21 protein-coding genes are annotated in these 26,601 nt (G+C 63.0%); 15 read left to right on the top strand and 6 right to left on the bottom strand.

Annotated elements, in window-relative coordinates:
* Positions 1-40: 40 nt before the first annotated feature.
* The 13 genes from BM317_RS21615 to BM317_RS21675 all read left to right on the top strand — a co-directional run bounded on the left by BM317_RS21615 (position 41) and on the right by BM317_RS21675 (position 16,348).
* A complete protein-coding gene (locus tag BM317_RS21615) occupies positions 41-829 on the top strand; it encodes a YfaP family protein (RefSeq protein ID WP_092172822.1) in 789 nt (262 codons plus the stop codon).
* A 35-nt stretch (positions 830-864) separates the two neighbouring features.
* Positions 865-2,574 carry a DUF2138 domain-containing protein gene (locus tag BM317_RS21620; RefSeq protein WP_060740428.1) on the top strand — a complete coding sequence of 570 codons (1,710 nt, stop codon included), beginning with the start codon at positions 865-867 and terminating at the stop codon, positions 2,572-2,574.
* The gene (locus tag BM317_RS21625) at positions 2,559-3,218 is read left to right on the top strand and encodes a DUF1175 domain-containing protein (protein WP_060740429.1); all 660 of its coding nucleotides are present in this window, start codon (positions 2,559-2,561) and stop codon (positions 3,216-3,218) included. The genes BM317_RS21620 and BM317_RS21625 overlap by 16 nt, the downstream gene beginning before the upstream one ends.
* Positions 3,215-7,783 carry an alpha-2-macroglobulin family protein gene (locus BM317_RS21630; RefSeq protein WP_092476138.1) on the top strand — a complete coding sequence of 1,523 codons (4,569 nt, stop codon included), beginning with the start codon at positions 3,215-3,217 and terminating at the stop codon, positions 7,781-7,783. The genes BM317_RS21625 and BM317_RS21630 overlap by 4 nt, the downstream gene beginning before the upstream one ends.
* A gap of 1 nt (position 7,784) precedes the next feature.
* Positions 7,785-9,404: a DUF2300 domain-containing protein gene (locus BM317_RS21635; RefSeq protein WP_092476140.1), complete on the top strand. Its 1,620-nt coding sequence runs from the start codon at positions 7,785-7,787 to the stop codon at positions 9,402-9,404.
* 3 nt (positions 9,405-9,407) lie between these two features.
* Positions 9,408-10,223, top strand: a complete 816-nt coding sequence (locus BM317_RS21640) for a YfaP family protein (RefSeq protein ID WP_092476143.1) — start codon at positions 9,408-9,410, stop codon at positions 10,221-10,223.
* A gap of 413 nt (positions 10,224-10,636) precedes the next feature.
* Entirely contained in the window at positions 10,637-11,218 is a 582-nt protein-coding gene (locus tag BM317_RS21645) for a YjfI family protein (RefSeq protein WP_003205989.1), read from the top strand.
* Between the two features lie 22 nt (positions 11,219-11,240).
* On the top strand, positions 11,241-11,939 hold the full coding sequence (locus tag BM317_RS21650; RefSeq protein ID WP_003205987.1) for a PspA/IM30 family protein: 699 nt from the start codon (positions 11,241-11,243) through the stop codon (positions 11,937-11,939).
* A gap of 390 nt (positions 11,940-12,329) precedes the next feature.
* Positions 12,330-13,364 carry an ion channel gene (locus BM317_RS21655; protein WP_092172840.1) on the top strand — a complete coding sequence of 345 codons (1,035 nt, stop codon included), beginning with the start codon at positions 12,330-12,332 and terminating at the stop codon, positions 13,362-13,364.
* Positions 13,351-14,013 carry a DUF2491 family protein gene (locus BM317_RS21660; RefSeq protein WP_092476146.1) on the top strand — a complete coding sequence of 221 codons (663 nt, stop codon included), beginning with the start codon at positions 13,351-13,353 and terminating at the stop codon, positions 14,011-14,013. The genes BM317_RS21655 and BM317_RS21660 overlap by 14 nt, the downstream gene beginning before the upstream one ends.
* A gap of 15 nt (positions 14,014-14,028) precedes the next feature.
* Complete coding sequence (locus BM317_RS21665) at positions 14,029-14,457, top strand: DUF350 domain-containing protein (protein WP_060740436.1); 429 nt, start codon at positions 14,029-14,031, stop codon at positions 14,455-14,457.
* Positions 14,458-14,476: 19 nt separating this feature from the next.
* Positions 14,477-15,178: a DUF1190 domain-containing protein gene (locus BM317_RS21670; protein WP_092172846.1), complete on the top strand. Its 702-nt coding sequence runs from the start codon at positions 14,477-14,479 to the stop codon at positions 15,176-15,178.
* 12 nt (positions 15,179-15,190) lie between these two features.
* Complete coding sequence (locus BM317_RS21675) at positions 15,191-16,348, top strand: glutathionylspermidine synthase family protein (RefSeq protein ID WP_092172849.1); 1,158 nt, start codon at positions 15,191-15,193, stop codon at positions 16,346-16,348.
* 238 nt (positions 16,349-16,586) lie between these two features.
* On the opposite strand, the gene BM317_RS21680 is transcribed toward BM317_RS21675, so the two are convergent.
* The 6 genes from BM317_RS21680 to BM317_RS21705 all read right to left on the bottom strand — a co-directional run bounded on the left by BM317_RS21680 (position 16,587) and on the right by BM317_RS21705 (position 22,516).
* A complete protein-coding gene (locus BM317_RS21680) occupies positions 16,587-17,519 on the bottom strand; it encodes a phosphatidate cytidylyltransferase (protein WP_060740439.1) in 933 nt (310 codons plus the stop codon).
* Position 17,520: 1 nt separating this feature from the next.
* Positions 17,521-18,141, bottom strand: coding sequence for a lysophospholipid acyltransferase family protein (locus BM317_RS21685; RefSeq protein ID WP_092476150.1), 621 nt, complete (start codon positions 18,139-18,141; stop codon positions 17,521-17,523).
* A gap of 194 nt (positions 18,142-18,335) precedes the next feature.
* Entirely contained in the window at positions 18,336-18,791 is a 456-nt protein-coding gene (locus BM317_RS21690) for a hypothetical protein (protein ID WP_092476153.1), read from the bottom strand.
* The gene (locus BM317_RS21695) at positions 18,781-20,124 is read right to left on the bottom strand and encodes a phosphatase PAP2/dual specificity phosphatase family protein (RefSeq protein WP_092476156.1); all 1,344 of its coding nucleotides are present in this window, start codon (positions 20,122-20,124) and stop codon (positions 18,781-18,783) included. The genes BM317_RS21690 and BM317_RS21695 overlap by 11 nt, the downstream gene beginning before the upstream one ends.
* A complete protein-coding gene (locus BM317_RS21700) occupies positions 20,124-21,881 on the bottom strand; it encodes a bifunctional alpha/beta hydrolase/class I SAM-dependent methyltransferase (protein ID WP_060740442.1) in 1,758 nt (585 codons plus the stop codon). The genes BM317_RS21695 and BM317_RS21700 overlap by 1 nt, the downstream gene beginning before the upstream one ends.
* Before the next feature lie 11 nt (positions 21,882-21,892).
* Entirely contained in the window at positions 21,893-22,516 is a 624-nt protein-coding gene (locus tag BM317_RS21705) for a CDP-alcohol phosphatidyltransferase family protein (RefSeq protein ID WP_092476158.1), read from the bottom strand.
* A 548-nt stretch (positions 22,517-23,064) separates the two neighbouring features.
* Between BM317_RS21705 and BM317_RS21710 the strand changes: the two genes are divergently transcribed.
* Both BM317_RS21710 and BM317_RS21715 read left to right on the top strand, forming a co-directional pair.
* On the top strand, positions 23,065-23,523 hold the full coding sequence (locus BM317_RS21710; RefSeq protein ID WP_092476161.1) for a GNAT family N-acetyltransferase: 459 nt from the start codon (positions 23,065-23,067) through the stop codon (positions 23,521-23,523).
* 135 nt (positions 23,524-23,658) lie between these two features.
* On the top strand, positions 23,659-26,601 hold a 2,943-nt coding region (locus tag BM317_RS21715; protein WP_139236054.1), incomplete at its 3' end, for a DUF6531 domain-containing protein.

Here is a 26,601-nt window from a genome sequence, read left to right on the forward strand (position 1 = left end):
GAAGGGCGCCGGGTTGCGTTGTGCATGGCAGGAGGCATACGTGCGTTTTCTTTCTTTATTGATCGTGTTGCTCGGTGCGCCGTTGGCGTGGGCCGAGCCTTCGGCCGAGCTGTCGGAGCCGGTCGGGGGCTGGCGCTACAGTGGCCTGCTCGATCGCACGGAAAACCCCCAGGTCGCCTATCCCACCCCGCCCATCGACCGAGGCGTGCAGCGCAACCGCACGATGATCGAGGGCCGGATAAAGGACATGGGCACGGCTCGCCAGCCCCATAGCCTGGCGGTCAACGGCAATCCACTGAATCTCTATACCGACGACGAGGGGCGTTTCGCCCGGCCGTATGCGTTCGGCGCCGGTTCCAACAGCGTCGAGGTGCGCAGCTCCGAAGGCCGCTCCCTCAAGCGCGTGCAATTCTATGAAGCCAACAACCTGCGCACCCCGGCGCAGATCCGTGTGGTGCTGGGCTGGGACGATCCCAAGGCCGAACTGGACCTGCACATCGTGACGCCCGACGGCCAGCATGCGTTCTTCGGTCGACCGGCGCTGACCAACGGCGGCGGCCTCGACCCGGATGGCGTCGATGGCCCCGGCCCTGAAATGTTCACCATGACCGCGCCGATGCACGGCACCTACCTGGTCTACGTGAACTATTGGGGCAACTACGGCAACGGCGGCTACAACTTTGATGAGGCCAGCAACCAGAACGAGGTGATCACCTCGCAGATCAACCTGGTGCTCAACGAAAACACCGTCGATGAAAAACGCGAGACCTTTGTCGTGCCCCTGCGCGCCATTGGCGATCTGTTGCTGGTCAAGACTTTCAACTACTAAGTATCCGCTCCACGGATGAACAGGCCCTTGTGAATATGAGCGACAACACTGCTTCCCCGACCACGCCGACCCCTGTCGCCAAACCTGTGCGCCGCTGGCCGGCGATACTGATCGGGCTGTGCCTGGTAGCAGGTGTGGCCGCCGGGTTGGGCTGGTTCATGACCAAGCCCAAGGCGCCGCCCATGGAGTTGGCGTTGGAAAAACTCGGCCTGAGCCGCCCCGACGGCTTGCTCGAGGCGCACTCCCTGAGCCAGTTGCCCAAGGACCTGTTGGCGGTGCCGTTCCTCAAGGCCACGCTCACCGAGGACTTCGTCTTCTATTACGAAGCCCACGCTGACCGCCTCGGGCTGATCGGCAGCCTGCGCCGGATCATCTACGAGCATGACCTCAAGCTGCAGGACAGCCTGATCGAAGAGCTTTTCGACCAGCCAGCCGACGTCGCGTTGTGGCGCGGTGCGGACGGTCGCCTCAAGGATTTCCTGTTGGTGATGGATCGCGGTGGCCTGGCGAAGGTGCTGGAGCCGTTGGCGAAGGTCGCACTGGATGACGCGCAACTGAGCAAGCTCAGCGACCTGAAGGTCGGCGGTGACGACGTTGCGCTCTACCAGCTCAGCTACAACGCCAGCAAATCCCTGCTCTTCGCCTCCCATGGCGACAAGCTGGTGGTGCTGTCCAACCCGACCAAGCTGTACGACCCGGCCAGCGGCTCCGCGGTTGAACCGGGCAGTGTTTCGACCACCGCCCTGGCCGCCTTGCTCAACGGCGACAAACTGTTCCCCGAAGCCTTCGGCCTGCCGCCCAAGGCGCCGGAGGTCAAGCAACGCATCTCGGTCAACGCCAGCGTGCTCGCCATGGGCTACCAGCGTTTCATCCCGAACTTTGCCGGTTTGCGTTTCGACATGGACGACAAGGGCTGGCACAGCTTCCTGGCCATGGACGAGCTGGAAAACCAGCCGGACTTCGACTTCAAGCCGATCTGGCAAGCCATGCCCATGGGCGCCAGCGCCTGCGTAGCCTTGCCCCTGGCCGCCGAGCAACAGAAACCGTTGCTGGTCAAACTCGGCGCCGACGAAAAAGCCGCCCAGGCCATGGTCGATCATGTGGCCGGCGCCGCAGGCCTGTGCTGGTACGCCGATTCGCGCCTGTACACGCCGCTGTTGGTGGCGAGCCTGAATGAAGACGATGGCAAGCTCGATGCCGACCTGGGCAACCTGTTCGGTTCGATGGTCGGCGCCTACGAAAACAATGTCGCCGAACATGCCTTCCCGGTCGTCGAGAAACAACAAGGCTCGACACACCAGTGGCTGCGTCAGGTCAGCTCCAATTTCGGCCCTTACCTGGCCAAGGAAGCGGAGCAGCCCGAGGCGATTACCGGCAAGGCGTTCCTGCGGGTCAGCCTGGCACGCCACGGTTCGACCTTGCTGTTCTCCCTCGATGACAAACTCGTGGACAAGGCCCTCGGCACCCTCGACAAACGCTTCCCGCCCATGGCCGACGTCGTGCCCAAGGACCTGCTGATGCCGGTCTACTTCGGCCCGGATTCCATGGCGCAACTGATGCAGCGTGAAACCCTCGACAGCTTGCCCCAGGACATGGAGCCGGTGTTCTACAACGCCGCGCAAACCTACCTGATCCCGAAACTGCGCACCCTCGGTGGCTATGGCAAGTACGCGCTGACCTTGCCTGCAGGCAGCGAGCCGGATGGCCACTGGCAGTGGCTGCCGCTGGAATGGAAAGCGCTGTGACGGCACTGATCCGCAACCCCGCGTTGACGTTGCTGCTGGCGTTGCTGCTCGGCGGGCCGGCGCTTGCCGTCGAGGCGCCGGCGCTGGATGTGCAGCAATCCCAGGTCTTTCGCGCCTGGTTCGTGCGCATTGCCCAGGAACAGCTGAGCAGAGGCCCGAGCCCGCGCTGGTATCAGCAGGATTGCGCCGGCCTGGTGCGTTTCGCCGCCAACGAAGCGCTCAAGGTCCACGATGAAAAATGGCTGCGCAGCAATGGCCTGTCCAATCGCTACCTGCCGCCGGAACTGCCGCTCAGCGATGCGCAACGGCGCCTCGCCCAGCAATGGCAGCAGGGCGGCGGCAAGGTCGGGCCCTACGTCAACGCCATCAAGCTGATCCAGTTCAACAGTCGCCTGGTGGGCCGCGATGTCGCCCAGGCCCGCCCCGGCGACCTGATGTTCTTCGACCAGGGCGACGACCAGCACCTGATGATCTGGATGGGCCGCTACATCGCCTATCACACCGGCACCACAACCCCTACCGACAACGGCATGCGCTCCGCAAGCCTGCAACAACTCATGAACTGGAAGGACACCCGATGGATACCCGACGCAGCCAACCCCAACTTCATCGGCGTCTATCGACTCAACTTTCTCTCCCAATGACCGGTGCCCGCATGCTGCGCTTGTGTTCAAAATTGCCCCTGCTGTTCGCCCTGTTGCTGGCACCTGTCGTGAATGCCGAAGACACGGTGGAGCCCAGCGGCTACACGCCGGTGGCCGGTGAAAGTTTCTTCCTGCTGGCCGACAGCAGCTTCGCCAGCGACGAACAGGCCATGGTTCGCCTCGAAGCGCCGGGCCGCGACTACCGTCGGTTCCGCATGGAGCCCTACGGCGGCGCCGACATTCGCGTCTATCGCATCGACAAGCCGCTGGATTTCCTCAAGCGCCAGAAGAACCTGCACCGCGTGGTCAGCGACGGCCAGTTCAAGGGCGAAGGCCTGTCGAACACCCTCGCGTACCTGTGGGACAACTGGTACCGCAAGTCCCGTCGGGTGATGCAGCGGGCGTTCTCCTACGAGTCCCGCCAGCAAGTCACCGAAGAAGTGCCGGAATTGAAGATTGGCGACGCCCTGGTCGCGCCGACGCCGTATGAAGCGCCGACACAGTTCGCCTTGATCCCGGGCTTGCCAGTGGTCAGCCAGTTCCGTTATCCTCTGTGGCAGGCCAAGCCGATCCAGCCGCCAGCCGGGGTCAACCTGGCCGGTTCGTCCAGTGAGTTCGTCAGCGTCGCGCCGGGCAACGTCTATGTGCCGCTGGGCCAGTTGAAGCCGGGCCTGTACCTGGTGGAAGCGCTGATCGGCAAATACCGCGCGACCACCATGGTCTTCGTTTCCAACACCGTGGCCGTGAGCAAGATTGCCGGCGACGAATTGCTGGTCTGGGCCGCGCGCAAGCATGAAGGGCGTTCGGTGCCCAAGGTCAATGTGCTATGGACCGACGGCCTGGGCGTGATGAGCAGCGGTGCCACCGATGAAGACGGTTTACTGCGCCTCAAGCACGTCAGCCCGGAACGTTCGTTCGTCATTGGCGAAGACGAGGAGGGCGGGGTATTCGTCTCGGAAAATTTCTATTACGACAGCGAAATCTACGACACCAAGCTCTATGCCTTCACCGACCGGCCGCTGTACCGCCCGGGGGACTGGGTGTCGCTGAAAATCGTCGGCCGTGAGTTCAAGAATGCCCGTGATTCGGTGCAACCGGCGGCCGCCGACGTGAATGTCAGCGTGCTGGACGCCACCGGCACCGCGCTGCAAACCCTGGCCCTGAAGCTGGACTCCAAGGCCGGCACCCAAGGCCGTTTCCAACTGCCGGAAAACGCCGTGGCCGGCGGTTATGAACTGCGCTTCAGCTACAAGGACCAGCTCTACAGCAGTGCCTTTCGCGTGGCCGAATACATCAAGCCGCACTTCGAGATCGCCCTGAACCTGGCCAAGCAGGATTACCGGACCGGCGAGCCGGTCAAGGGCAACCTCGTGTTGCTGTACCCGGACGGCAAGCCCGTGGTGAATGCCAAGGTGAGCCTGAGCCTGCGCGCCCAGCAACTGTCGATGGTGGATAACGAGCTGCAATACCTGGGGCAATTCCCGGTGGAACTGACCAGCAGCGAAGTGACCACCGACGCCAAGGGCAACGCGACCCTCGACCTGCCCGCCGCCGACAAGCCGAGCCGCTACACCCTCACCGTGTTCGCCAGCGATGGCGCGGCGTATCGGGTCAAGACCACCAAGGAAATCCTCATCGACCGTGGCGCGGCGAATTTCCGCCTGAGCGCACCCCAGCGCTTCAGCGCCGTCGGCCAGAAAGTGGCGTTCAGCTACGCCAACGAAGGCGGCAACGAGCAAGCCAAAGCCGTGACACCCGGCAGCTACGCTTGGGTGCGCCTGGAAGACCAGAGCACCGGCGAAGGCAAGCTGGCGGCCAAGGACAAGGGCTTCAGCCTGACCTTCGAGCGCCCGGGCACCTACAACCTGACGCTCAAGGACGACCATGGCCGGGTCATCGGCGCCGCCGCCCATGCGGTGACCGGTGAAGGTATCAAGGCCGTGCCAGGCACGGTCGAGATCGTCTTCGACAAACCTGAATACAAGACCGGTGACGAAGCGCTGGCGCTGATCACCTTCCCGGAACCGGTCAGCGATGCGTTGCTGTCGCTGGAGCGGGACAAGGTCGAGGCCACGGCGCTGCTGTCCAAGGGCGGCGACTGGCTGAAGATGGAAAAACTCAGCGACACCCAATACCGCGCGCGCATTCCGGTGAAGGACGCCTTCGCGCCGAACCTGACCTTCTCGGTGCTCTACACCAAGGGCGGCCAGTACAGCTTCCAGAACGCCGGCATCAAGGTGGTCACGCCGCAGATCGACGTTGCCGTCGTCACCGACAAGGCGACTTACCGCCCCGGCGACACGGTGACCGTGGACCTGAGCACCCAGTTCGCCGGCAAGGCGATCCCGGCGCACCTGACGGTCAGCGTGGTGGACGAAATGGTCTATGCCCTGCAACCGGAAGTCGCGCCGACCATCGACCAGTTCTTCTATCACCCGCGCCGTAATAACGTGCGCACCAGTGCCAGCCTGTCGTTCATCAGCTACGACGTGGCGCTGCCTGGCAGCCCCGGCGCGCCGGGCAAGGCCAACCGCAGCGAACGTGGGGTCAAGGTGCTGGAGCGGCCGCGGCGTGAAGACGTCGACACCGCCGCGTGGCAACCGGAGCTAGTCACCGACGCCAACGGCAAGGCGCGCTTCACCTTCAAGATGCCGGACTCCCTGACCCGCTGGCGCATCACGGCCAAGGCGATCGCTGACGATGGCCAGGTGGGGCAGAAGAAGCAGTTCATCGCCTCGGAAAAACCGCTGTACCTGAAGTGGAGCGGCCCGACCCGTTTCCGCACGGGCGACAAGCCGCAACTGGGCCTGTTCGCGTTCAGCCAAGCGGAAAAACCACTGAAGGCCGAACTGCTGATTCGTTACGCCGGTGCTGAACAGCGTGTGGCGGCGGAGCTGAAAAACGGCATCAACTACGTGGCGCTGCCGGCCATGGAACTGAGCAGTGGCGACTTGAGCGTGCAGTTGCAGTTGAACGGCGAAACCCAGGACGCCCTGGCCATGCACTTGAACGCCATTGGTAACGGCTGGCAAGTCACCCAGAGCCAGCGCGTTGACGTGGCAGGCGCCGACACCCCGCTGAGCCTGCCGGCCGACGCCAGCGATGTTCGCCTGCGCCTGGATGACAGCCCGCAAGCGTTGTTCCGTTCGGCCCTGGACGACCTGCTGAGCTACCCGTACGGAGGCGTCGAGCAGACCGCCAGCCGTCTGCTGCCGTTGAGCATCGCCTATCCGACCCTGGCGTCGAACCCGCAGATCCGCGACCGCTTGCGGTTGATCATGCAAAACAGCCGCTTGCGCCTGGTGCAGATGGCCGGACCGTCGGCGAGCTTCACCTGGTGGGGCCAGGACGGTGAGCCGGATGCCTTCCTCACCGCCTATGCCTATTACGCCGACTGGCACGCCAGCCAGGCCCTGGCCCTGAGCCTGCCGCCGGAACACTGGCAGCGGGTGCTGGAGGTCTACGCCAAGCAGGCCGGTGATACGCCGCTGCTGCAACGGGCGTTGATCCTGTCGTTCGCCAAGCAGATGCAACTGCCGGTGAACACCTTGCTCAGCGGCCTGATGGATGATCTGGCGAAGGCCAGTGAAGACAGTAGCGAGAGCGTGCTGGACAGCGGCGAAGACAGCCTGGTCATGTACGCGCCGGATTCGGCCCTTGGCTTGGCCAGTGCCCGTGTCCTGACCGCGTCCCTGGCGAAACAGGCCAAGGTGCCGTTGCCGGCGGCCTTCAGCCGTCAAGCCGATGCGGCTCAACAGCAACTGGAACTCAGCTCCCAGCCGTTCGTCGAGGCCCTGGTGCTGTCGTTGCAGAGCTTCGATCAGGCCCGCGCCACCGCGCTGCTGGAGCGCGTGTTGCCACAGCAGTCCACCCTGGAACGGGCCCTGGCCCTGACCTGGTTGCAGCGCAGCATCGAACAGGCAGCGCCGGCCGTGGCCTTGGCACCGGGCGAAGGCTGGGCCGCCAGGCAGGGCGCGACCGGTGAAACCTACTGGCAGTGGCAGGGCGCGCAGCTTCCAACGACGCTGACCCTGACCGGTGCCCAGGAGCGCCCATTGCAAGCGGCACTGAGCTTCCAGAGCCAGCAACCACCAGTAGCGCCAATGGCGGTGTCCATCACCCGGCGCCTGTCGCGCCTGGTGCCAGGGGACGAGGCCTTCACCTTCAAGCTCGAAGCCGTGGGCAACAAACCGTTGTCCAGCGACAGCCTCTACCTGGATGAAGTGATCATCAACAGCAAGGCCTCGACGCCGCTGCGCTACGGCATGCTCGAAGTGCCGCTGCCGCCGGGCGCCGATGTGGAGCGCACCACGTGGGGCATCCAGTTGATGGGCAAGGCCGACAGCGAACCGACGTCCCTGGAAAAGGCCCGCTTCGAGCCCGGCCAGATGGCGTACGCGGTACCGGTGGACGCCCTCAGTGGCGAGCTGCGCCTGCGGCACTTGGTGCGCTTCTCCCAGAAAGGCCAGTTCACCTTGCCACCAGTGCGCTTCACCCAGGTCTACGCGCCGCAGAATCAGGCTCGTGAACAGAAACCGGCGCTTGGTCAGGTCACGGTCAACTGACATGCGCAGGCGGTGGGCTGGGTGGTTGTTGTGCTTGATCCCTGCGCTGGCAACGGCGCAGGACGAGCCGTTGCGCCTGGCCTTCGACGGTCAATTGCTGCGAGTGAGCCAGGCCCAGGTGCTGGATCGCCAGCCGCTGCCCGCTTCCTTGCAGGCGCCACTGGGCAGTCTGTGGAAACTGTTTGTCTACGCCTGGTTGGTGGACACCGACGCTCGCGAGCCGGTCTATGAGTGCCGCGGCGAGTCGAAGGAAGAGGTCTATTGCTGCAATGCCGGACAGAGCATCGGTCGCGATCAGGCGCTGGTGAAGTCCTGTGGCTTGTACTTCGAGCCGCAGCGGCTTGGGCTTTCGGCCTCGAACTGGCGCGATTACTGGCAGGCCCGCCAGGCGCCGGCCTGGTTGTTGGACCTGCCGGCCTTGCAGCCCCAGACGCAGGTGTCGGTCGCGGAACTGCTCAAGGCCCTGGCCATGCTGCCGGCCCAGGACCAGGCCCGTCGGGTGCTGCTGGATGTGGTGCTCGGCGCGGCGGACGGGCGGCTGGTCGGCGAGTTGGGCAGTCGCCTGCGGGTCAAGACCTGGAGCTGGCTGGGTGACCAGGGGCCTTCCTCCCGACAAGGCGGTTTCGCCGGTTGGCTGGCCGACGGCACTCCGGTGTGGGCCGGGGGGCGTGGCACCAGCCAGCAGGTCCTGAAGGTTTACGGTGAAGGTTTGGCGGCGGCATTGCCGTCCCGCTGGCCGGCGGAAACCGGGCGTTGCGTGGAAGTCGGCCTGTTCGCCCGCTATCCCTGGCAGCGGGTGATGGCCGGTGACCGGCCTGCCGCGCCGGGTCAATTGCGCGGTGACTACCGCGTCGAATTCACCAACGGCAACCAATTGGACATCCACAGTGATGGCGAGCTGTTCCTGATGCCCGGCAAGTTGGTGGCGCGCCTGGACCGGGAGGAATACGTCGCCCGGGTCCTGCAGCGCGAAGCCAAGGCCGAGCCCGCCGAAGCCGCCAAGGCACTGGCCGTGGCGATCCGCACCTATCTGCTGCAGAACGCCCAACGCAACGGTGATTGCTTGAGCATCGACGACAGCAGCCATCGCCAGCGCGTCGCGCCACGTCCGGCGGCGCCTGAAACCCGTGCCATTGCCGCCTGGACCAGCGACCTGGTCCTGGCCGGTACCGACGTCACCTACCACTCCGACCAGCCCGGCCCGGACAAACTGTCCTGGGCGCAAGCCGTAGAACAAGCCAACGCCGGCCAACGCTACGACGCCATCCTGCTGCACGCCTATCCGCGTGCCAGCCTCAGCCGCTGGGACAATCCGGTGGCGTCCTGCGAGGCGCTGCCCGCGGCCCAGGACTGGCTGCTCAAGCAGCGCCGGGGCTGGCGTGAGCGGCTGGAAGGTGAAGTGGGCTACAACGAAATCAGCACTTTCGCCGTCTGCCGCGTTGCCTTTGGCCGGCCTTATGTCGACCGCGAGCGCCAGCGCATCTATGTGCGCGGCGTGCTGTCGCTGCAAGACCGTCTCGACCTGACCCATGAATATCTGCACCTGGCCTTCGAAGCTCACCCCAACGGCCAGGACGAAACCTATATCGAAGGGCTCGCCCGTCACCTCTTGCTGGAATAGACCATGACACTCCGTTATCCACAGGTCTTGCTGTTGCTCTGCGCCCTGACCGCGTTGCCACCGGCCATGGCCGCTGACGCCATCAAGCTCGACAGCCCCATTGGCGGCTGGCGCAGCGGGGCGCCGGGCGGTGAAGGCGAAAGCTTCAGCCAGACGGTCAACTACCCGGCCTCGTCGGTCAACACGCCCCCAGGCCAGGCCAACACCGCCCGCATTACCGGGCAGATCAAAGGCGCGCCCAAGGACAGCAATGCGCCGGGCCAGTTGATCGTCAACGGCGTCAGCCTGCCGCTGAAGCTGGATGAGGAGGGGCGCTTCGACCGGCCGTTCTCGTTCCCCAACGGCAGCAACAGCGTGGAAGTGCGCAGCGCCGATGGCCAACAGCGCCACCGCACGCAATTTCTCAACACCAGCGGCGGCGCCACGCCGGCCAAGCTGCGGGTGTTGCTGACCTGGGACAGCGACGGCACCGACCTGGACCTGCACCTGGTCACCCCCGATGGTGCGCATATCTGGTACGGCGACCGTGCCGTCGCCAACGGCGCCGCCCTCGACGTCGACGTCACCACCGGCTACGGCCCGGAAATCTTCGCCATGCCCGCGCCGATCAAAGGCCAGTACCTGGTGTACGTGAACTACTACGGCGGCGGTTATCGCAGTGAGGAGGACGGCGAAGAGCAAGCGCAACAAGCCCTGACCACCGCACAAGTCACCGTGATCACGGAGGAAGGCACGCCGAACGAGAAGATGGAAACCTTCGTCGTGCCGATGCGGGCGGTGGGCGAGCTGACGTTGGTCAAGAGTTTCAGCTATCCGTAAGCCGCCATCAGCAGCGACAACTGATGCTGCAGCCTGTGGAGATCCCCCTGTGGGAGCTGAGGATCGATGGTGGATGCCCGATCTGTGAACGCTCAAAAAACTGTGGGAGCCGAGCTTGCTCGCGATGGCGTCGGTAAATCCAGCCTCTCTGCAAACTGATACACCGCTATCGCGAGCAAGCTCGCTCCCACAAGGTTCATCAGCCATTTGTGACAAATAAAAATCTCACGCGTGAGCTATTGTGGGCTTTTGAAACTACCTGTAGTGTTTCTCACGCGTGAGTTTTTCACAGTGGGGTCAGTACCATGCCAACCAGCGCTCCATCAGATCCGCCTGACGGGTCTGTGACCGATTCAGCGAGCCGCACGGGAGAGCGCGCCAAGCCCTCCGCGAAAAAACCGTCGAGCTTCTACATGAAGCAGATGCGCGCGGGCCTGAGTGCCGCCGGGTATGTGAAACACGAGACTTGGGTGCTTCCCGAAAACCGAAGCCTGCTCAAGCAAATGGAGAAACAGCTACGCCAACCGATTCTGGCTGGCTCATTCATGTCGGAGGATTACATGAGCGCAGGTAATAACTGGAACATCGATCGCCTCTACAGCGCCCTTCAGGCCCTGGATGAAGTGGTCGCGAACGACATCACCCTCTCCCTCGTCCAAGGCTCCGAGTCCAGCATCAAGCTGGAAATGAATGACTTCGGTGGCTTGCCGATCTACATCGCAGTCGTGGGCGACCAGATCATCGTCGATACCGTCCTGGTGGATGTCGAGTCGATCAGCGACGTGGCGGCCTTCAACGACGCCGTGTTGCGCAGCCGGGAAATGTTCCCGCTGTCGTCCATCGGCATCGAGACCATGCCCAACGGACAGGTCGTCTACAACATGTTCGGCGCGCTGAGCTCCGACTCCAGCCTGACCAACGTCGTGACCGAGGTGAAAACCCTCGTCGACAACGTCCAGCGCGCCAGCGAAGCGTTCGAACGCTTCTTCATTTAATTCACCGAACAGGAACTATCCAATGACTCAGTCCATCTGGAGCAAATTGTTCACCGCACTGCGTGGCGGTGCCAGCGAAGTCGGTGAATCGATCGTCGACCAACAGGCCCTGCGCATCCTCGACCAGGAAATCCGCGATGCCGACAGCGCGCTGGCCAACGCCAAGCGTGAGCTGGTCACCATCATGGCCAAGCACAAGCTGGCGACCGATCGCGTCGGCGAATACAACGCCAAGATCAAGGACCTGGAAGCCAAGGCCCTGGCCGCGATCCAGGCCAACCGCGAAGACCTGGCGCTGGAAGTGGCCGAAGCCATTTCGACCCTGACCAACGAACTGGACGCCGAGCAAAAGCACGCGACCGAATTCGGCGGCTACGCGGACAATATGCGCAAGGACATCACCAAGGCCGAAAGCCGCATCAAGAGCCTGCGTCAGCAAGTGGACATGGCCAAGGCCCGCGAAAGCGTGCAGAAGGCCCAGGTCAGTGCCTCGATCGCCAGCGGTGGCGCCAATGGCAAGCTGGAAACCGCCGTCGGTACGCTCAACCGCCTGCAGGCCAAGCAACAGCAACGTGCCGCTGAACTGCAGGCCCAGGACGAACTGGCCGAGGCTTCGACCGGCTCCGACCTGGAACGCAAGCTGCGCGATGCCGGCATCACGCCGAACGAAGGCAGCGCCAATGCGATCCTGGAACGCCTGAAGAAAAAATCGGCTGAGTAACGGGCTGGGCCTTGCCTTGGTAAAGACCAGCCAAGGCAAGCCAGGCACATACCTTGTGGCGAGGGGATTTATCCCCACTGGGCTGCGCAGCAGCCCTAGAACCTGACACCTCAGTGTGTCAGTTGGATGGTGTTCGCTGCTTTGGGGCTGCTACGCAGCCCAACGGGGCGGTGCGACGTTTCGCTAAATCCCCTCGCCACAGGTTTGTGCTCGGCATCAGGGTTTTGTGCTTGAGTTCTGCTTTCCTGGAAATCACCGGGTTTATTGTCACCGAAGTACTTTTATCCAAGCCCGGCAACAGGTTTAATGCTGTCCGGTCACTAAGTTCGGCATTCACATGCCAGAGCGATGATCCCGCCAGGAACGAAGCCCCACGGAGTCAGGGACGAAATGTCGATTTTCCTTTTGTTGCGCACCTACGCATCGTCCTTCTTCCATCGGTTCGGCTGGGCCGGCCTGGCCATTGCGTTGGGCGTGCACCTGTCCACGGCCTGGATCGGCCTGGTGCTGCTGGGCGAGCAACACCTCATCACCGCCGCCACGTTTATCTACTTCTATCTCACCACCACGCTCACCGTCGGTTATGGCGATCTGTTGCCACAGACATCCGCCGGGCGAATTTTCGTGGCGACCTGGATCATGCTCGGGGGCATTGCCCTGTTGACGACGGTCATCGGCAAAACCACCAGCAGCGTCATCGATGTTTGGAGAAAAGGCATGAAGGGCAAAGGCGATTTCACCGGCAAGGTCGGCCACACGGTTCTCATCGGCTGGGAGGGCGCCTCCAGCGAACGGGTCATCGACCTGCTGCTGCAGGACGAAACCTCCAATGACAACCTGATCGTCATCTGCGATTGCGATCTCGAAGAAAACCCTATGCCCGGCAAGGCGTCATTCATCAAGGGCGACAGCCTGTCCTCCGTCGCACTGCTGCAGCGCGCTGGCGTGCCGGGTGCAGAACGCGTGCTGGTGCGCACCCATTCCGACGACCTGACCCTGGCCACCGTGCTGGCGGTCAATCAACTGGGGCCTGCCGGGCATGTGGTCGCCCACTTCAATGACAGCGAAATCGCCGCCCTCGCCAGCGCCTATGCCCCAAGCCTGGAATGCACCTCCAGCATGGCCATTGAAATGCTGGTGCGGGCCTCCCAGGATCCGGGCTCGTCAGTGGTCATCAATGAGTTGCTCTGTGTGGGGGAAGGCGCCACCCAGTACCTGATGAAACTGCCCGAGGCGTTTGAAGCGACGTTCGGCGAGCTCTACACCCGGATGAAAGAGCAGCATAACGCTACGCTGATCGGCTACCGCGCCCAGGGCGCCCGCCACCCAGCGATCAACCCGCCCGGCACCACGCGCGTTGTGGGCGGAGAACTCTTCTACATCGCCTCCACGCGACTCAAGGAAATTTCCCATGGGGTGGTTTAAACAGTTGATGGGGCTCGAGGCTCCGAACGCGAAGACGACAGCCAGCCATGGCGCCCCCGTCACCGGGCCGTTGGGCCTGGCCTCCGGCAAGCAGGTCATGTTCGATGCCACGCTCAAGTTGCTGCTCGACGGCAACAGCACCGTGGTCATCCCGGGTTCCCAGCAGATCTGGAGCCTGGGCATCGTCGACCTCGGGCAGTCGAACTGGCTGTCGCGCTGCTACATGAACGACGAAGACTACTGGCTGCAAGTGCACACCAGCGGTGACATCGCCGGGCAGGTCGAGTCGGTGATCCTGTTCAACTACCTCAGCTACGTCACGATCAACAGCGAAGCGGAGTTGCGTCGCCTGGCCGGCCCTGAAAGCCTGATCGGCCTGCCGACCTACACCCACGACGGCGTCGAGTACAGCCGCGAATGGGGCACCGAGGCGGGCCAGACAGAATTGGTGACATTGAGCGAGCGCGTGAGCAATCCGGATGAGTCCTACAGCGTCGAGCACCGTTCGATGCTGTACGCCCGCGACACCGGCCTGACGGATCGCCGGGAGTTCCTGTTGTTCTCCGTCGAAGAGGACGCCGAAGGCACCGTCAGCCTGAGCACTTCGCTGGGTATTTCGCTGTACACCACTGACCTGAACACTCTTTGAATAAGGAAGAAGTCCATGCTTGAAGCGCTCTCCATTTCCCTGAACAAGGCCGCCGTGTTCGGCTTCGCCCTGTACATCCTCGGCGCCGCCGTGCTGTTCGCGCTGTTCCAGTTCATCTACATCCATGTCACGCCGCACAAAGAGTTCGAACTGATCCGCTCGGGCAACGTGGCGGCGGCGATCGCCCTGAGCGGTGCCCTCATTGGTTTCGCCATCCCGGCCAGCAACGTGATTGCCTACTCGATCAGCATGCTGGATTTCGTCGTCTGGACGGTGATCGCCGCTGTCGTCCAGTTGCTGGCGTTCCTGGTGACCAGCCTGGTGCTCAAGGGCGCTTCGGCGCGCATCAAGCAGGGTGAAATCGCCGCCGGTATCTACATCGCCGCCGTGGCCATCAGCGTCGGCCTGTTGAACGCCGCGTGCATGACGCCGTCCACGAACTGATTGCGCCACGGAGAACCCGATGAAACGAAGCAAGTATGTCCAGCTTTCGCTGGCCGCGTCGGTCGCCCTGGCGATCTCCGGTTGCGGGCCTGCGGAAAAAACCTACAAGTTGCAGAAGAAGTACAACTTCCAGTCCGTCCAGGAATGTGTCGATGAAAAGCTGCCGGTGGACATTTGCTCCACCGCCTACATGACCGCCATGGGTGAGCATCGTCGCATCGCGCCGGTATACGATAGCAAGGCCGATTGCGATGCCGACTTCGTGCCCGATTGGTGCCAGCAGGACTCGGCCGGCAAGTTCCTGCCCAAGCTGGGTGGTTTCGAGCTGAACGCCGATGGCGAAGTCACGCAGTCCGAGGTCGATGCCGCCCGGGCCCAGTTGCCGGCTTCGGAAGCGAACGTCGGTGGATCAGGCTTTGGCAACCTGTTGACCGGCCTGTTGATCGGCAACATGTTGAGCGGCAACCGCAGCAGTTATTACTCCGAGCCGGTCTACCGCTACCGCGATGACCGCGGCAACTTCGGGTCCTCGACGCTGAGCCAGCGGGTTTCCAGCGGCTCGACCTTTACCAAGTCCAATCAGGCGCGGTATGGCAGCTACACCGACTCCATCAAGACCAGCAAGGCGATGTCGGTCGCTTCGTCCACGTCTCGCGGTGGCTTCGGCAGCAAGTCCAGCGCCCGCAGCGGTTGGGGCGGTTCGAGCAGCTCCGGCGGTTGAGGAACCAGCGCCATGAAGAAGATCCATTGCGCAGAGCGTCCTGACTGGAAGCAGACCGCCGAGCAGCTCGGCTTTCTGTTCCACACCATCGACGACGAACCCTATTGGGACGAAAGCGCGTACTACCAGTTCACCCTCAAGCAGATCGAGGACGACCTGGAAGACCCGACCACCGAGATCCATGACATGTGCATGGACCTGGTGGCCCGGGTGGTCCAGAGCGAAGAATTGCTGGAGCGCCTGAGCATTCCCGCGCCGTTCTTCGACCTGGTGCGCACTTCATGGCTTGAAGGCCACCCGCACCTGTATGGGCGCATGGATTTCTCCTACAACGGCAGCGGCCCGGCCAAGCTGTTGGAGCTCAACTACGACACGCCGACCAGCCTCTACGAAGCGGCGGCGTTCCAGTGGGGCTGGTTGGAGCAATGCATCGAGCGCGGCACGCTGCCGGCCCATGCCGACCAGTTCAACAGCATCGACACCAAGCTGCACCAGGCCTTCGCCCAGTTGCAGCTCACCCAGCCGTTTTATTTCGCCTCGATGAAAGACTCAATCGAAGACAAAGGCACCACGGACTACCTGCGTCTGATCGCGGAAAAAGTCGGCATCGAGTCGCGGCACATCGATATCGAAGACATCGGCCTCAACAGTGACGGGCGTTTCGTCGACCTGGAAGAGCGCTGGATTCCACACCTGTTCAAGCTGCATGCCTGGGAGTTCATCTTTCACGAGCCCTTTGGTGCGGCAATTGCCCAATGCGATACGCAGTTTTTCGAGCCGGCCTGGAAGTCGATCATCTCCAACAAAGGCATCCTGCCGTTGCTGTGGGAGTTCAACAAAGGCCACCCGAACCTGCTGGCGGCTCACCTGGATACCGATACCAGCAAAGCCGTGCCCAAGGGCTGGGTGCGCAAGCCGTTCTTTTCCCGGGAAGGTGCCAACATCGAGCTGCAGACGGCTGACGGCTTGATCGTAAAAGAGGACGGCCCGTACACCGACGCGCCGTTCATCCTCCAGGAATTCGCGCCGCTGCCGAAGTTTGACGACAGCTACACCCTGATCGGCTCCTGGGTCATTGGCGACCAGGCGGCCGGCATTGGCGTGCGGGAAGACAACAGCCTGATCACCAAGGATTCGAGCCGGTTCCTGCCGCACCTGATCCTCGACTGACCGATTGCCATCCGCTCTTGTGGCGAGGGGTTTATCTGTGGCGAGGGGATTTATCCCCGCTGGGCTGCGAAGCAGCCCCACGAGAACTCAACTCAATCTGTCTGCAGTACCGAGGTATGGCTTTTTAGGGCTGCTTCGCAGCCCATCGGGGATAAATCCCCTCGCCACAAGAGCGCTTGGCAGTGGGCCAGTGAAGAAGCAAGCGACGCCCCCTGTGGGAGCTCGCCTAAGACTTTCCTCAGGTCCACCAGTACCGCACCAGGTGGAAGAAGATCGGTGCCGCAAAGCACACCGAATCCAACCGATCAAGCATGCCGCCGTGGCCTTCGATCATGTGGCCCCAGTCCTTGACGCCGCGGTCGCGTTTGATCGCCGACATGACGATGCCGCCGGCAAAGCCCAGCAGGTTGATCAGCAAGGCGATGAGGAATGACTGCCACGGATTGAACGGCGTGATCCACCACAACGCGCCACCGATCAGCGAGGCCAGGAAAATGCCGCCGACAAAGCCCTCGACGGTTTTCGAGGGCGACAGGTTCGGCGCGATCTTGTGTTTACCGAACAGCTTGCCGCACACGTACTGCAGCACATCCGACAGTTGCACCACGATCACCAGGTAGGCGATCAGCAACAGGTTGCGGCCTTCGAAACCGGCGATGTCCAGGGTCAGCAGGGCGGGCACGAAGGAGATGCAGAACACTGCGATCATCAAGCCCCACTGAACCTTCGAGGCGCGCTCGAGGAAGTGTGTGCTATCGCCGCCCAGGGACGCCAGGATCGGCAGCAGCAGGAACACATACACCGGGATGAAGATCGAAAACAGCCCGTACCAGTCGTAGTAGATCAACAGGTATTGCAGCGGCAGCGCCAGGTAGAACGCCGCCACCAGGGCCGGGTAGTCACTGCGCCGGGTCGGTGTCAGGGTGAGGAATTCCCGCAGGGCGTAGAACGACACGGCGTAGAACAACAGGATGACCGCCGCGTTGCCGAGCCAGAAGGCCACGCCGATCACCAGCACCATGATCCACCAGGCATTGATCCGGGCGTTGAGGTTATCGATCACCGAGTTCGGCGCGCCGCGGGTTTTCAGCCTGAGAATGAAACCGATCAACGAAGCCAGCACCAGGATGGCGCCAATCCCGCCAAACAACATCAGGGTATATCGATCCATGTCAGACGTGCTCCGGGGCCAGTGCCAGCAGCGCGGCGCGGCTGCGTTCAAGGAATTGTTCTTTGCTTTCGCCTTCTTCGATGCACAGCGGCGCGCCGAAACTGGTGGTGCACAACAACGGCAGCGGCAGCACACGACCCTTGGGCATGACGCGGTTGAGGTTGGCGATCCACACCGGGATCACTTCGACCTCGGGATGAGCCTTCATCAAGTGATAGATCCCGCTCTTGAAGGGCAACAGGTCTTCCTCCGGATTGCGCGTGCCTTCCGGGAAGATGATCAGCGAATCGCCGTTTTCCAGCGCATCGAGCATCGGCTGCAATGGGCTGTAGGAAGGATCCTTGCGCTCGCGGTCCACCAGCACGCCGTTGAACACCCGGTTGATGATGTAGCGACGCACCGGGCTGGTTTGCCAATAGTCGGCCCCGGCTACCGGGCGGGTGAGCTTGCGCAGCGCTGGCGGCAGCGAGGCCCAGAGCAACACGAAGTCACCGTGGCTGCTGTGGTTGGCGAAGTAGATCCGTTGCACCGGCGTCGGCGCGCAGCCGAGCCACAGGCTGCGAGCGCCCGTGACCATGCGGGCGGCGGAGGTGATGAGGTTGGCGACCACGGGTTCGAACATGAGGATTCCTTGTCCTGAGAAACGTAAGCATAACTGTGGCGAGGGAACACACCCTTTGTGGCGAGGGGATTTATCCCCGCTGGGCTGCGCAGCAGCCCTAAAGCAGTTAACTCAATCTTCTTGGCACACCGAGGTGCCTGGTTGGGGGCTGCTGCGCAGCCCAACGGGGATAAATCCCCTCGCCACAAAACGATTTAGATACTTGAAGCTAACCAGGGGCTGGCCAGGATGAAGCCCAGCACCAGGACGACTTGTACGGCCAATAAGCGTGACTGCCGACGCAGCAGCAACAATGCGCCATGCCGGCGTTCGGTCCAGAGACGCCCTGCACGTGCGGCCGGTTGCAGGCCCAGGGAGATGAGGGCCTGATCCAAGGTATAGGTGCGCTCGGCCAGGGATTGGCTGCTGTCAGCCATGCGCTGGAACAGATCGGCATCGAACGCCACGCGCAGCGCCCAGTATTTTTCCAGCACGCCGAGCACCAGTAGCGCCACACTCAACAGCAGCAACCACGGATCGATGACGCCCACCAGCCACTGCCCCAACCCCAGCAGCGCCCCAAGCAGCGTCAGCCCAGTGGACAGCTGGTCCAGTGAGTGACCCCGGCGCAACAGGCTCGCCACGGTGTGGAGCTCCATGTCACTGATCATGGACGTGCCCCCGTGCTATGGATAATTGCTCCAGCGCCCGACGGTGCGCCGCCTGCAAAACGATACGCGGACGGGCGCGCTGGATTTGCACGATCGCCGCATCGACGTTCGCCGCCCGGCCGCTGTGCAGCAACCAGGCCACCACCGCCGTGGCGCTGCGCGAATAACCCAAGGCGCAGCAGACCAGCACCGGCCCGTGCTGGCGCAGGCTTTCAATGGCTTCTGCCGCGTTCAGGCATTGTTCGGTGGTCGGTGCCGTGAGGTCGAGCACCGGCAATGAGCGATAGGCGACGCCCGTGCTGTCCATGGACAGTTCCGCGCAGAGGTCGAGCACGCCGGTAAACGCACTGTCCTTCAATTCCATCGGCGTGGGGATTCGCCCCAGCCAGACGTTATCCGCAACCTGGTCGGGCTGCGGATGCTGGCGCGTCCAGCCGCGAGAATTGATCCACGCCGCCGCCAGATAAGGCGCCAGCAACCAACGCGCTGCCGGACTCAAGCGACCATCGGCACGCTTCTGGAAACCGTCGGCACCGAACACCAGGTAATTCAGCGCCACCATGAGCACCGCGACCGCCGGCCAGATCAGCCAGAGCCACGCGCCGCCCAAGGCAAACGCCGGAACAAACAGCGCCGCCGCGCCCAGGCCATAACGCAAGGCCAGGCGTCGGCGAGCAGGATCCGCCGCCAGACGCGCACTCAGCAGCGGACTGGGTCGATCCAGCGGCCACAACCACACGCACAGCCAACCGGCCAACGCGCCCGTGGGCAGGTCAATGAAGTGATGTTGATAAGTGGTCAGCACCGACACGCCGATCAAGGCGAACCAACCGTGCATCACCCAGCGCCAGAAGCCCTGCAGATGCCGCTGATAGCAGACCCACAGCACCACCAGCAACGCGATGTGCAGCGACGGCGCCTGATTGAACGGCTTGTCGAAACCCGCCAGCACCTCGAACAACCAACCGAACACGCCATCCATCTCAGGCCGGGGGAAGGTGAAGCGCAACGGCCAGAGCAGGAAGCAACTGACCGCAATCACCTGCGCCGTCAGCAGGCGCAAGGCATGGCGCTTGAGTTCGTCGCGGCTGCTGGGCAATAGCAAGGACAGGCCGTACAACAGATCGATCGACCAGTAGGGCACGATGGTCCAGGCCATGAACGGCATGTGGCTTTCCCAGGCGAATACCAGCGTGCCAACGTCGTCACGCTGGGAGGTGACCCAGGTGGCGAAGCCGTAGGTGGTGAAGAACAGCGGCGCCAGCAATAGCAGCCACAGCACCGCCGGTTTCAGCAGTGCGGGTTCGCGGGCCGGAGCGATGACGGCGCTCATTACTGCACTCGCTGCGCCAGGGAAACGCTGAAAATGCCCCATTCATCGACCCGCAGGGTGATCTTGCGGAAGCCCGCCGCCTCAACCAATTGGTCCATTTCCGCCTGGGTGCGTCGACGCATCACCCAGGCCTGGCCGGCGCGGTGGCTGGTGAGGGCGCGGGCGATCAGTTCCAGCTGCGGGTGCCACGGCTGGCCGGTGTAGACCAGGAAACCGCCAGGCTCCACGGCTTCGGCCAGGCCCGCGAGGGAGCCGCCGACCAGTTGGTTGTCGGCGAACAGCTCGTACAGGCCCGACACCACGGCGAGGGTCGGCTTGGGTTCCAACGCCGCCAGGTCCTGGCGGTCGAAGGCATCACCTTTGACGAATCGAGCGATATCGCCCAAGCCTTTTTCAACGATCAGCGCACTGCCATCGCGCACGTTGATGTCGCTGTAGTCGCGCAGCAGGATCGACTCGGGCAACGGGCTGACGCCTTGCAGGGCTTCGAGAATGTAACGGCCATGGCCGGCGGCGATGTCGACGATGCGCACCTCGCGGTCCTGGGCGCGCAACTCGGCCATCGCCAGGCGCAGCAGCTCCTCGACGTTCAGCTTGCGCTGGCGAATGCCGCGCCAGCCGATGGAGTTCAGGTAGTTCTGGTCGATCATCTTGCCCAGCGCCGAGGTACCGGTGGGGCGGTTGCGGTAGACGTAATCCAGGGTGCTGCCGGAGTCGAACCCGGTGTCGAAACCCAGCTTCACCCCGGCCGACAACTTGCTGCCAAAGCGCATGCTGGCGCGGGTCATGCGCCAGTAGAGGTCGCGCAGCGAGTTGTGGGGCAGCGGCGTGGCCAGGGTTTCGGCTTCGGCGCAGGTCGCGCCCAGGCGATCGGCGTCCAGCAGGGAAGGGCGGTCCAGCGGTCGGGCGAAGTTTTGCAGGATGAAGCGGCGGGCACTGGCAACGGCGGGCGCACGGTTCTTCTCGCCGAGGGTGTCGTGGAAGAAGCCCGGCAGGATGTGCTTTTCCTTGTGCAGGCTGCCCAGGCGCTCGAAGAATTGCTCCTGGGGTTTGCGGTGTACCACGAAGTCCGAGCCGGAGATCAACAACTGCGTCGGCACCTGGATCGCCTGGGCATCGGCCACCACGCGGTCGGCGGCTTCGTACAGGCCCAGCAGCACGTTCACCGAAATGGCCTTGGTGATCAACGGATCGCTGTCGTAGGACGCCACCCGCTCCGGGTCATGGCTGAGGAATTTCGCCTTGACGTAGCTGTTGACGAAGAAATTGCCACGGAACTTGCGCATCAGCGCCAGGCCCGGACGGGCGAACGGCACGTAGAGCTTGACCTTGAACGCCGGCGACGCCAGCACCAGCGAGCGAATGCGCGGCGCGTAGTCGTGGACCCAGGTGGACACGATCACCGCGCCGACGCTTTGTGCGACCACGGCGATGTTCGCTTCGTCGATCTGATGCGCCGTGCCGATGTGATCGCAGAACGTCTGCACGTCCCGCGCACTGGTGGCGAAGCTCGGGCTGTCGCCCCGTTCGCCCGGCGACTGGCCATGGCCACGGGCGTCCCAGGCAAAGAAGTCGAACCCGGGCAGGTCCAGCTCATCCACCAGGTGCGCGATGCGCCCGGAGTGTTCATGACCACGATGAAACAACAACACAGCCTGGCGGGGTTCACCCGCTGCCGCGTCGACAGCCGGCCAGTGTTGGTAGAACAGTTCCACGCCATCGTGGGTGGTGAATGTCCGGTGTTGGGCTTCGCGCATTGCAAGTTCCTTTATGCTGAGGGAGCGTTTTCCTTCACCTGGCCCAGGCCATGACGCACCCGATTGACCAAGGTATAAACCAGCAGGGCGGCAACCACCGCCATCACACCATTTATCCACAGCGCCCCGAGCCAACCCAGGGCAATACCGGTCGCCAATACGCCAAACACAAAGGCCCGGTCACTCTTGCCCATCGGCCCGTCATACCGCCGCGAAGCCCCCACCATCGGCCCCAGCACGCCGGCGTATTCGCTGAACAGCGCCAACAGCGTGACCAACAACACGAGCAGGAGACTGGTATCGGCAAACAAGGCAAAAGGCAGGATCAGGGCAACGTCGGCGATGATATCGCATAGCTCATTGAGGTAGGCGCCCAGATGGGATTGTTGGCCAAACTCCCGCGCCAACATGCCATCCACCGCATTCAACGCCATGCGCAGGAACATCCAGACCGGAACCAGGACGAAAATCCACGGATGGCTGGCGAACCAGGCAATCACCGCCCCCACCAACACCGAGACGATACCCGCGAGCAGGGTGACCTGGTTGGCGGTGACCCCGTTGTTGTAGAGGCGTTGAACCATGGGGCGCAGCAGGTTTTGAAAGGCAGGCTTGAGTTGGTAGATGGAGGGCATCGGGGGAAGATCTCGGCCGGTTGCGGGGCTGGGGCTTATACAGATGCGAGATTACGATAGGTTGAAGGGTTGCTGGCGGGTATTTCTCGAGAATGCGCGCGGGTAGGCATCTATTCGCGCATTTATCTGCGCAAGACACTCCGGAATATTGAAAAAAAACACAGACCCATGGCGAGGGAGCTTGCTCCCGCTGGGCTGCGGTAGGAGCTGCCGAAGGCTGCGATCTTTTGATCTGATCTTTCGCTTGATACTCAATTGGTTTTGGAAAGATCGCAGCCTTGTTTCACTCGGCAGCTCCTACGGCGCAGCCGAGCGGGAGCAAGCTCCCTCGCCACAATGATTCATACAGCCTTAAGTTAACCAGCGCCTGTGAGAACAGCAGTCCGCGCATTCCCGACCCCACCACAAGTCCCCTGTGGGAGCGAGCTTGCTCGCGATGGCGGTAGATCAAACAAAAATATCTTCAGCCGGCTGGCACCGGCATCCACAATGGCGGTAAAACCGACTCAAACCCTCCCGCCGGGGCAAATAAACAAGGAGTGTTTCAAATGCTGCGAATCGATTGGCTCGCCAACCACATGGATAAATGCGACCAGATGGCCGAGTGGCTCCATCAGGAGTTCAGTTATGAATTTGCCCAGCAGTCCCTCGCCAGTTGGCAGCAGGAGTTCGCCGCGGGGCAGCAAGATGGCCGCTGGAAATGCCTGATCGCCACGGAGCACGGCCAGTTGCTCGGTGGTGCCTCACTTGCCAGCCACGACCTGCCTGACCGGCCAGACCTGGGTCCATGGCTGGCGTGTGTATTCGTCAGCCCAGACGCCCGACGCAGAGGGCTTGCGGCGCAGTTGATCGACGGCATCTGTAGCGATGCGCGAGCGGCGGGCCACACCACCTTGTTCTTGCACACCCACAGTCAGCGTGACTATTACACCAAGCTGGGTTGGGACGTGCTGGAGCGCTTTGAGGCTTGGGGGAAAGCGCAATGGCTGATGGTGCGGTGTTTATAGCTATCGGCAAGGCTTCCACGCCAAGCGTTTAAATTTAGCGAATCGCCCTACATCCCTTGTCCCCTTCCACTGACTTAATTCCCCTGTCATCCCCGGCAGAGTCTCGCGTTCGTCCCCGCACCGCGAGATTCCTGCATGTTTGCCCCCGACAAGCTCCTGGCCCTGAACAACACCATCGGTTCTTTGGTGATGGCGGCCATGGACCCCGAGCAGCCGGATGTCGAGGCGGTTTTCCAGGACTTTCGAAACTGCCTGAACGACTACGACGTCTGGGCTGAAAGCTTTTGGGCCGGCTGGGCGCTGGACCTTGAACAGGTATTCAAGGTCGGCACCGAGGTGTCCCTGGCGGCGCCGAAGAATCTCGATCAACCCATCAGTGCCACGGTGGTCGCGTGCCCGGCGAGTGGGCCGCTGACGCTGGTGCACATGTTCCAGGCGGCGCGTTTTGTGCCGATTGGCGATACCCCGGTGATGCTGGAGCCCGTCACCGGAGGCGAGCCCGGGAAGGAAACCTTTGGCGAGCCAGTGCATCACGTCATTGGCCCCAGCGGCATTCTGGAAATCCCCGAATGTTGGCGTGGCGGGCGCTACCGCATCACTTTTTTTCCCCAGGTGACGGCCGATCACGTCAAGGCGCTGTATGCGTCCTACCAAGGGGTGATGGACGAACTTGAGGGCTGGCTGAAGGCCGAGTGGGACGAGTTTCAACCCCTGTGGGCGGAATTTTCCGACGCCGGATTTCGCGAACGTTATGACTTGTTGCAGCAGGCCGATTGGCGCGGTTTTGAAAACGCCCTGCAGCAGCTATGGGATGACGTTAAACAGGTTTTCCAGCTGCTGGCCGATCTGCAGGCCAATAGCGAAAAGCTCCTGGAGTATCTGACCCAGGTTGAACTTGAGCAGTTACTGAAAACGTCATCCGCGGCCATCGCCAAAGGACTGATGGTGTTGAGCGACGAGCCGTTGCTCTTCGTTCACGTGGCCGCATTCACCAGTTGGCTGCGAATGTTGCCGCCTCAGTACATGGCCGAAGTCGTGGGCGAAATGCGCGCTTCGGTGCTGATCAACTTCCTGTTGATGCGCTTGACCGGCGCCCTGGGCATGGGCGTGCGAATGAGCAGCAAAGTACTTGGCCAGCTCCGCTCGGAGCGGGCTCGCGAATGGTTAACCGCATCAAGCCTCAGGCTGGCTCAACGCTCCACCGATCGGCTCGACCGGCATGCCGATGTGCTGAAGCCGTTGGTGGTCAGCGCCCAGCGCGCGCCCTTGAAGCCGACGCCTGTCGGACCTTTGCACATCACCCCTGAACACTCTGCGCCATTGTCTGTGAGCAATCCGGCCGCCGTGGCGCGGGAAAAATCCCACGGTTCGACCCGGCTAAGCAAACACGAACCCCACGACGACGCCCCGGCCCAATCGAAAAACCCCAACGGCGACAGCGCCGACACCGCGGCCCAGACCCAGACCAGCGGCTGCCCGGTGTCGATGGTCACCGGCGAAGAACTGCTGACCCTGGACGACGGCACCCTCGACGGGCGCTTGCCGTTCGTCTTCACCCGTTTGTACCGCACCAGCGCCGTCGCCCTGGACGTCGGCCTCGGGCGCGGCTGGAGCCATGCCCTGGCCCATCGCCTGGAGCTCAAAGACGAGCAGGTCACCTGGGTCGACCAGGAAAACCGCCGCACGATCTTTCCGTTGCCCACCACCCAGCGTCCGGCGATCCACAACAGCCTGGCCCGGGCGGCCATCTACCTGGGGGCTGCGCCGGACGAACTGATCATCGTCCAGCCCGGGGAAAACGCCCCGTTCCTGCACTTTCGCGACGGCCACCTGATCGCCCTCAGCGACCGCTACGACAACCGCCTGACAATCCAGCGCAACATCCACGGCGACATCAGCCGCCTGGACAACGGCGCCGGGCGTTCCCTGCGCCTGCGTTACGAACAGCGCCACCTGGTCGCCGTCGACTACCAGAGCTTCCACCCGGCCCTCACCCTCGACGAAGCCTGGCGGACCGAACAGACGCTGGTGTCCTACCGCTACGACGGACGTTTCCGACTGATCGAAGCGACCAATGCCGCCGGTGAAAGCGAACGCTACGACTACGACGACCAGCACGTCATCCTCCAGCGGCAACTGGCCGGCGGGGCGAGCTTCTACTGGGAGTGGCAAGGCGTCGGGGCGGCGTCCCGCTGCGTACGGCATTGGGCCTCCTTCGCGCAGATGGACAGCCGCTACACCTGGGGCGAGGACGGCCGTGTCACGGTCCGGCACCTGGACGGCAGCCAGGAAGTGTATGTCCACGACGACCGGGCGCGGTTGGTGCGCAAGGTCGAGCCCGACGGCGGCGAGCACCTCAAGGCCTACGACGAACAGGGCCGGTTGATCGCCGAACAGGACCCGCTGGGGGCGGTCAGCGAATACCGCTACGACGACGTCGGACGGCTGGTGGCGCTGATTCCGCCGGACGAAGCGCCGACGTCCTACGAATACCGCAACGGTTTCCTGCACACCCGGACCCGCGGCAAGGCCGTGTGGACCTACCGCCGCAATGCCCGGGGCGATGTGATCGCGAGCATCGATCCCGACGGCCAGCGCACGGAATATGCCTACGACGCCCATGGGCAACTGCTGGCCAGGTATGACCCGGACGGTGGCGAACATCGTTTCACCTGGAGTCGCCTGGGCCAACTGACCGAAGAGGTCCTGCCCGATGGCGGTCGGCGATGTTTTGCCTACGACGCCCTGGGGCGTTTGCTCAGTCGCCGGGACGAACACGGCGCCCTCACGCACTACCAATGGGACGCCGTCGGCCGCCTGCTGCAAGTCACCCTGCCCACCGGCGCCACCCGGGCCTGGAGCTACAACGCCTACGGCAAGGTCATCGCCGAGCGCGACGAGCAGGGCCGAACCACCCGCTACGAATACGCCGACGACCTGCACCTGGTCAGCCGCCGCCTGAACCCCGACGGCAGCGAGCTGAAGTACCGCTACGACTCGGCGCGGCTGTTGCTGACCGAGATCGAAAACGAATCCGGCGAACAATATCAGCTGGACTACACGCCCAACGGCTTGATC

This window comes from Pseudomonas sp. NFACC24-1 (genome assembly GCF_900115235.1).
Taxonomy (GTDB): domain Bacteria; phylum Pseudomonadota; class Gammaproteobacteria; order Pseudomonadales; family Pseudomonadaceae; genus Aquipseudomonas; species Aquipseudomonas fluorescens_AA.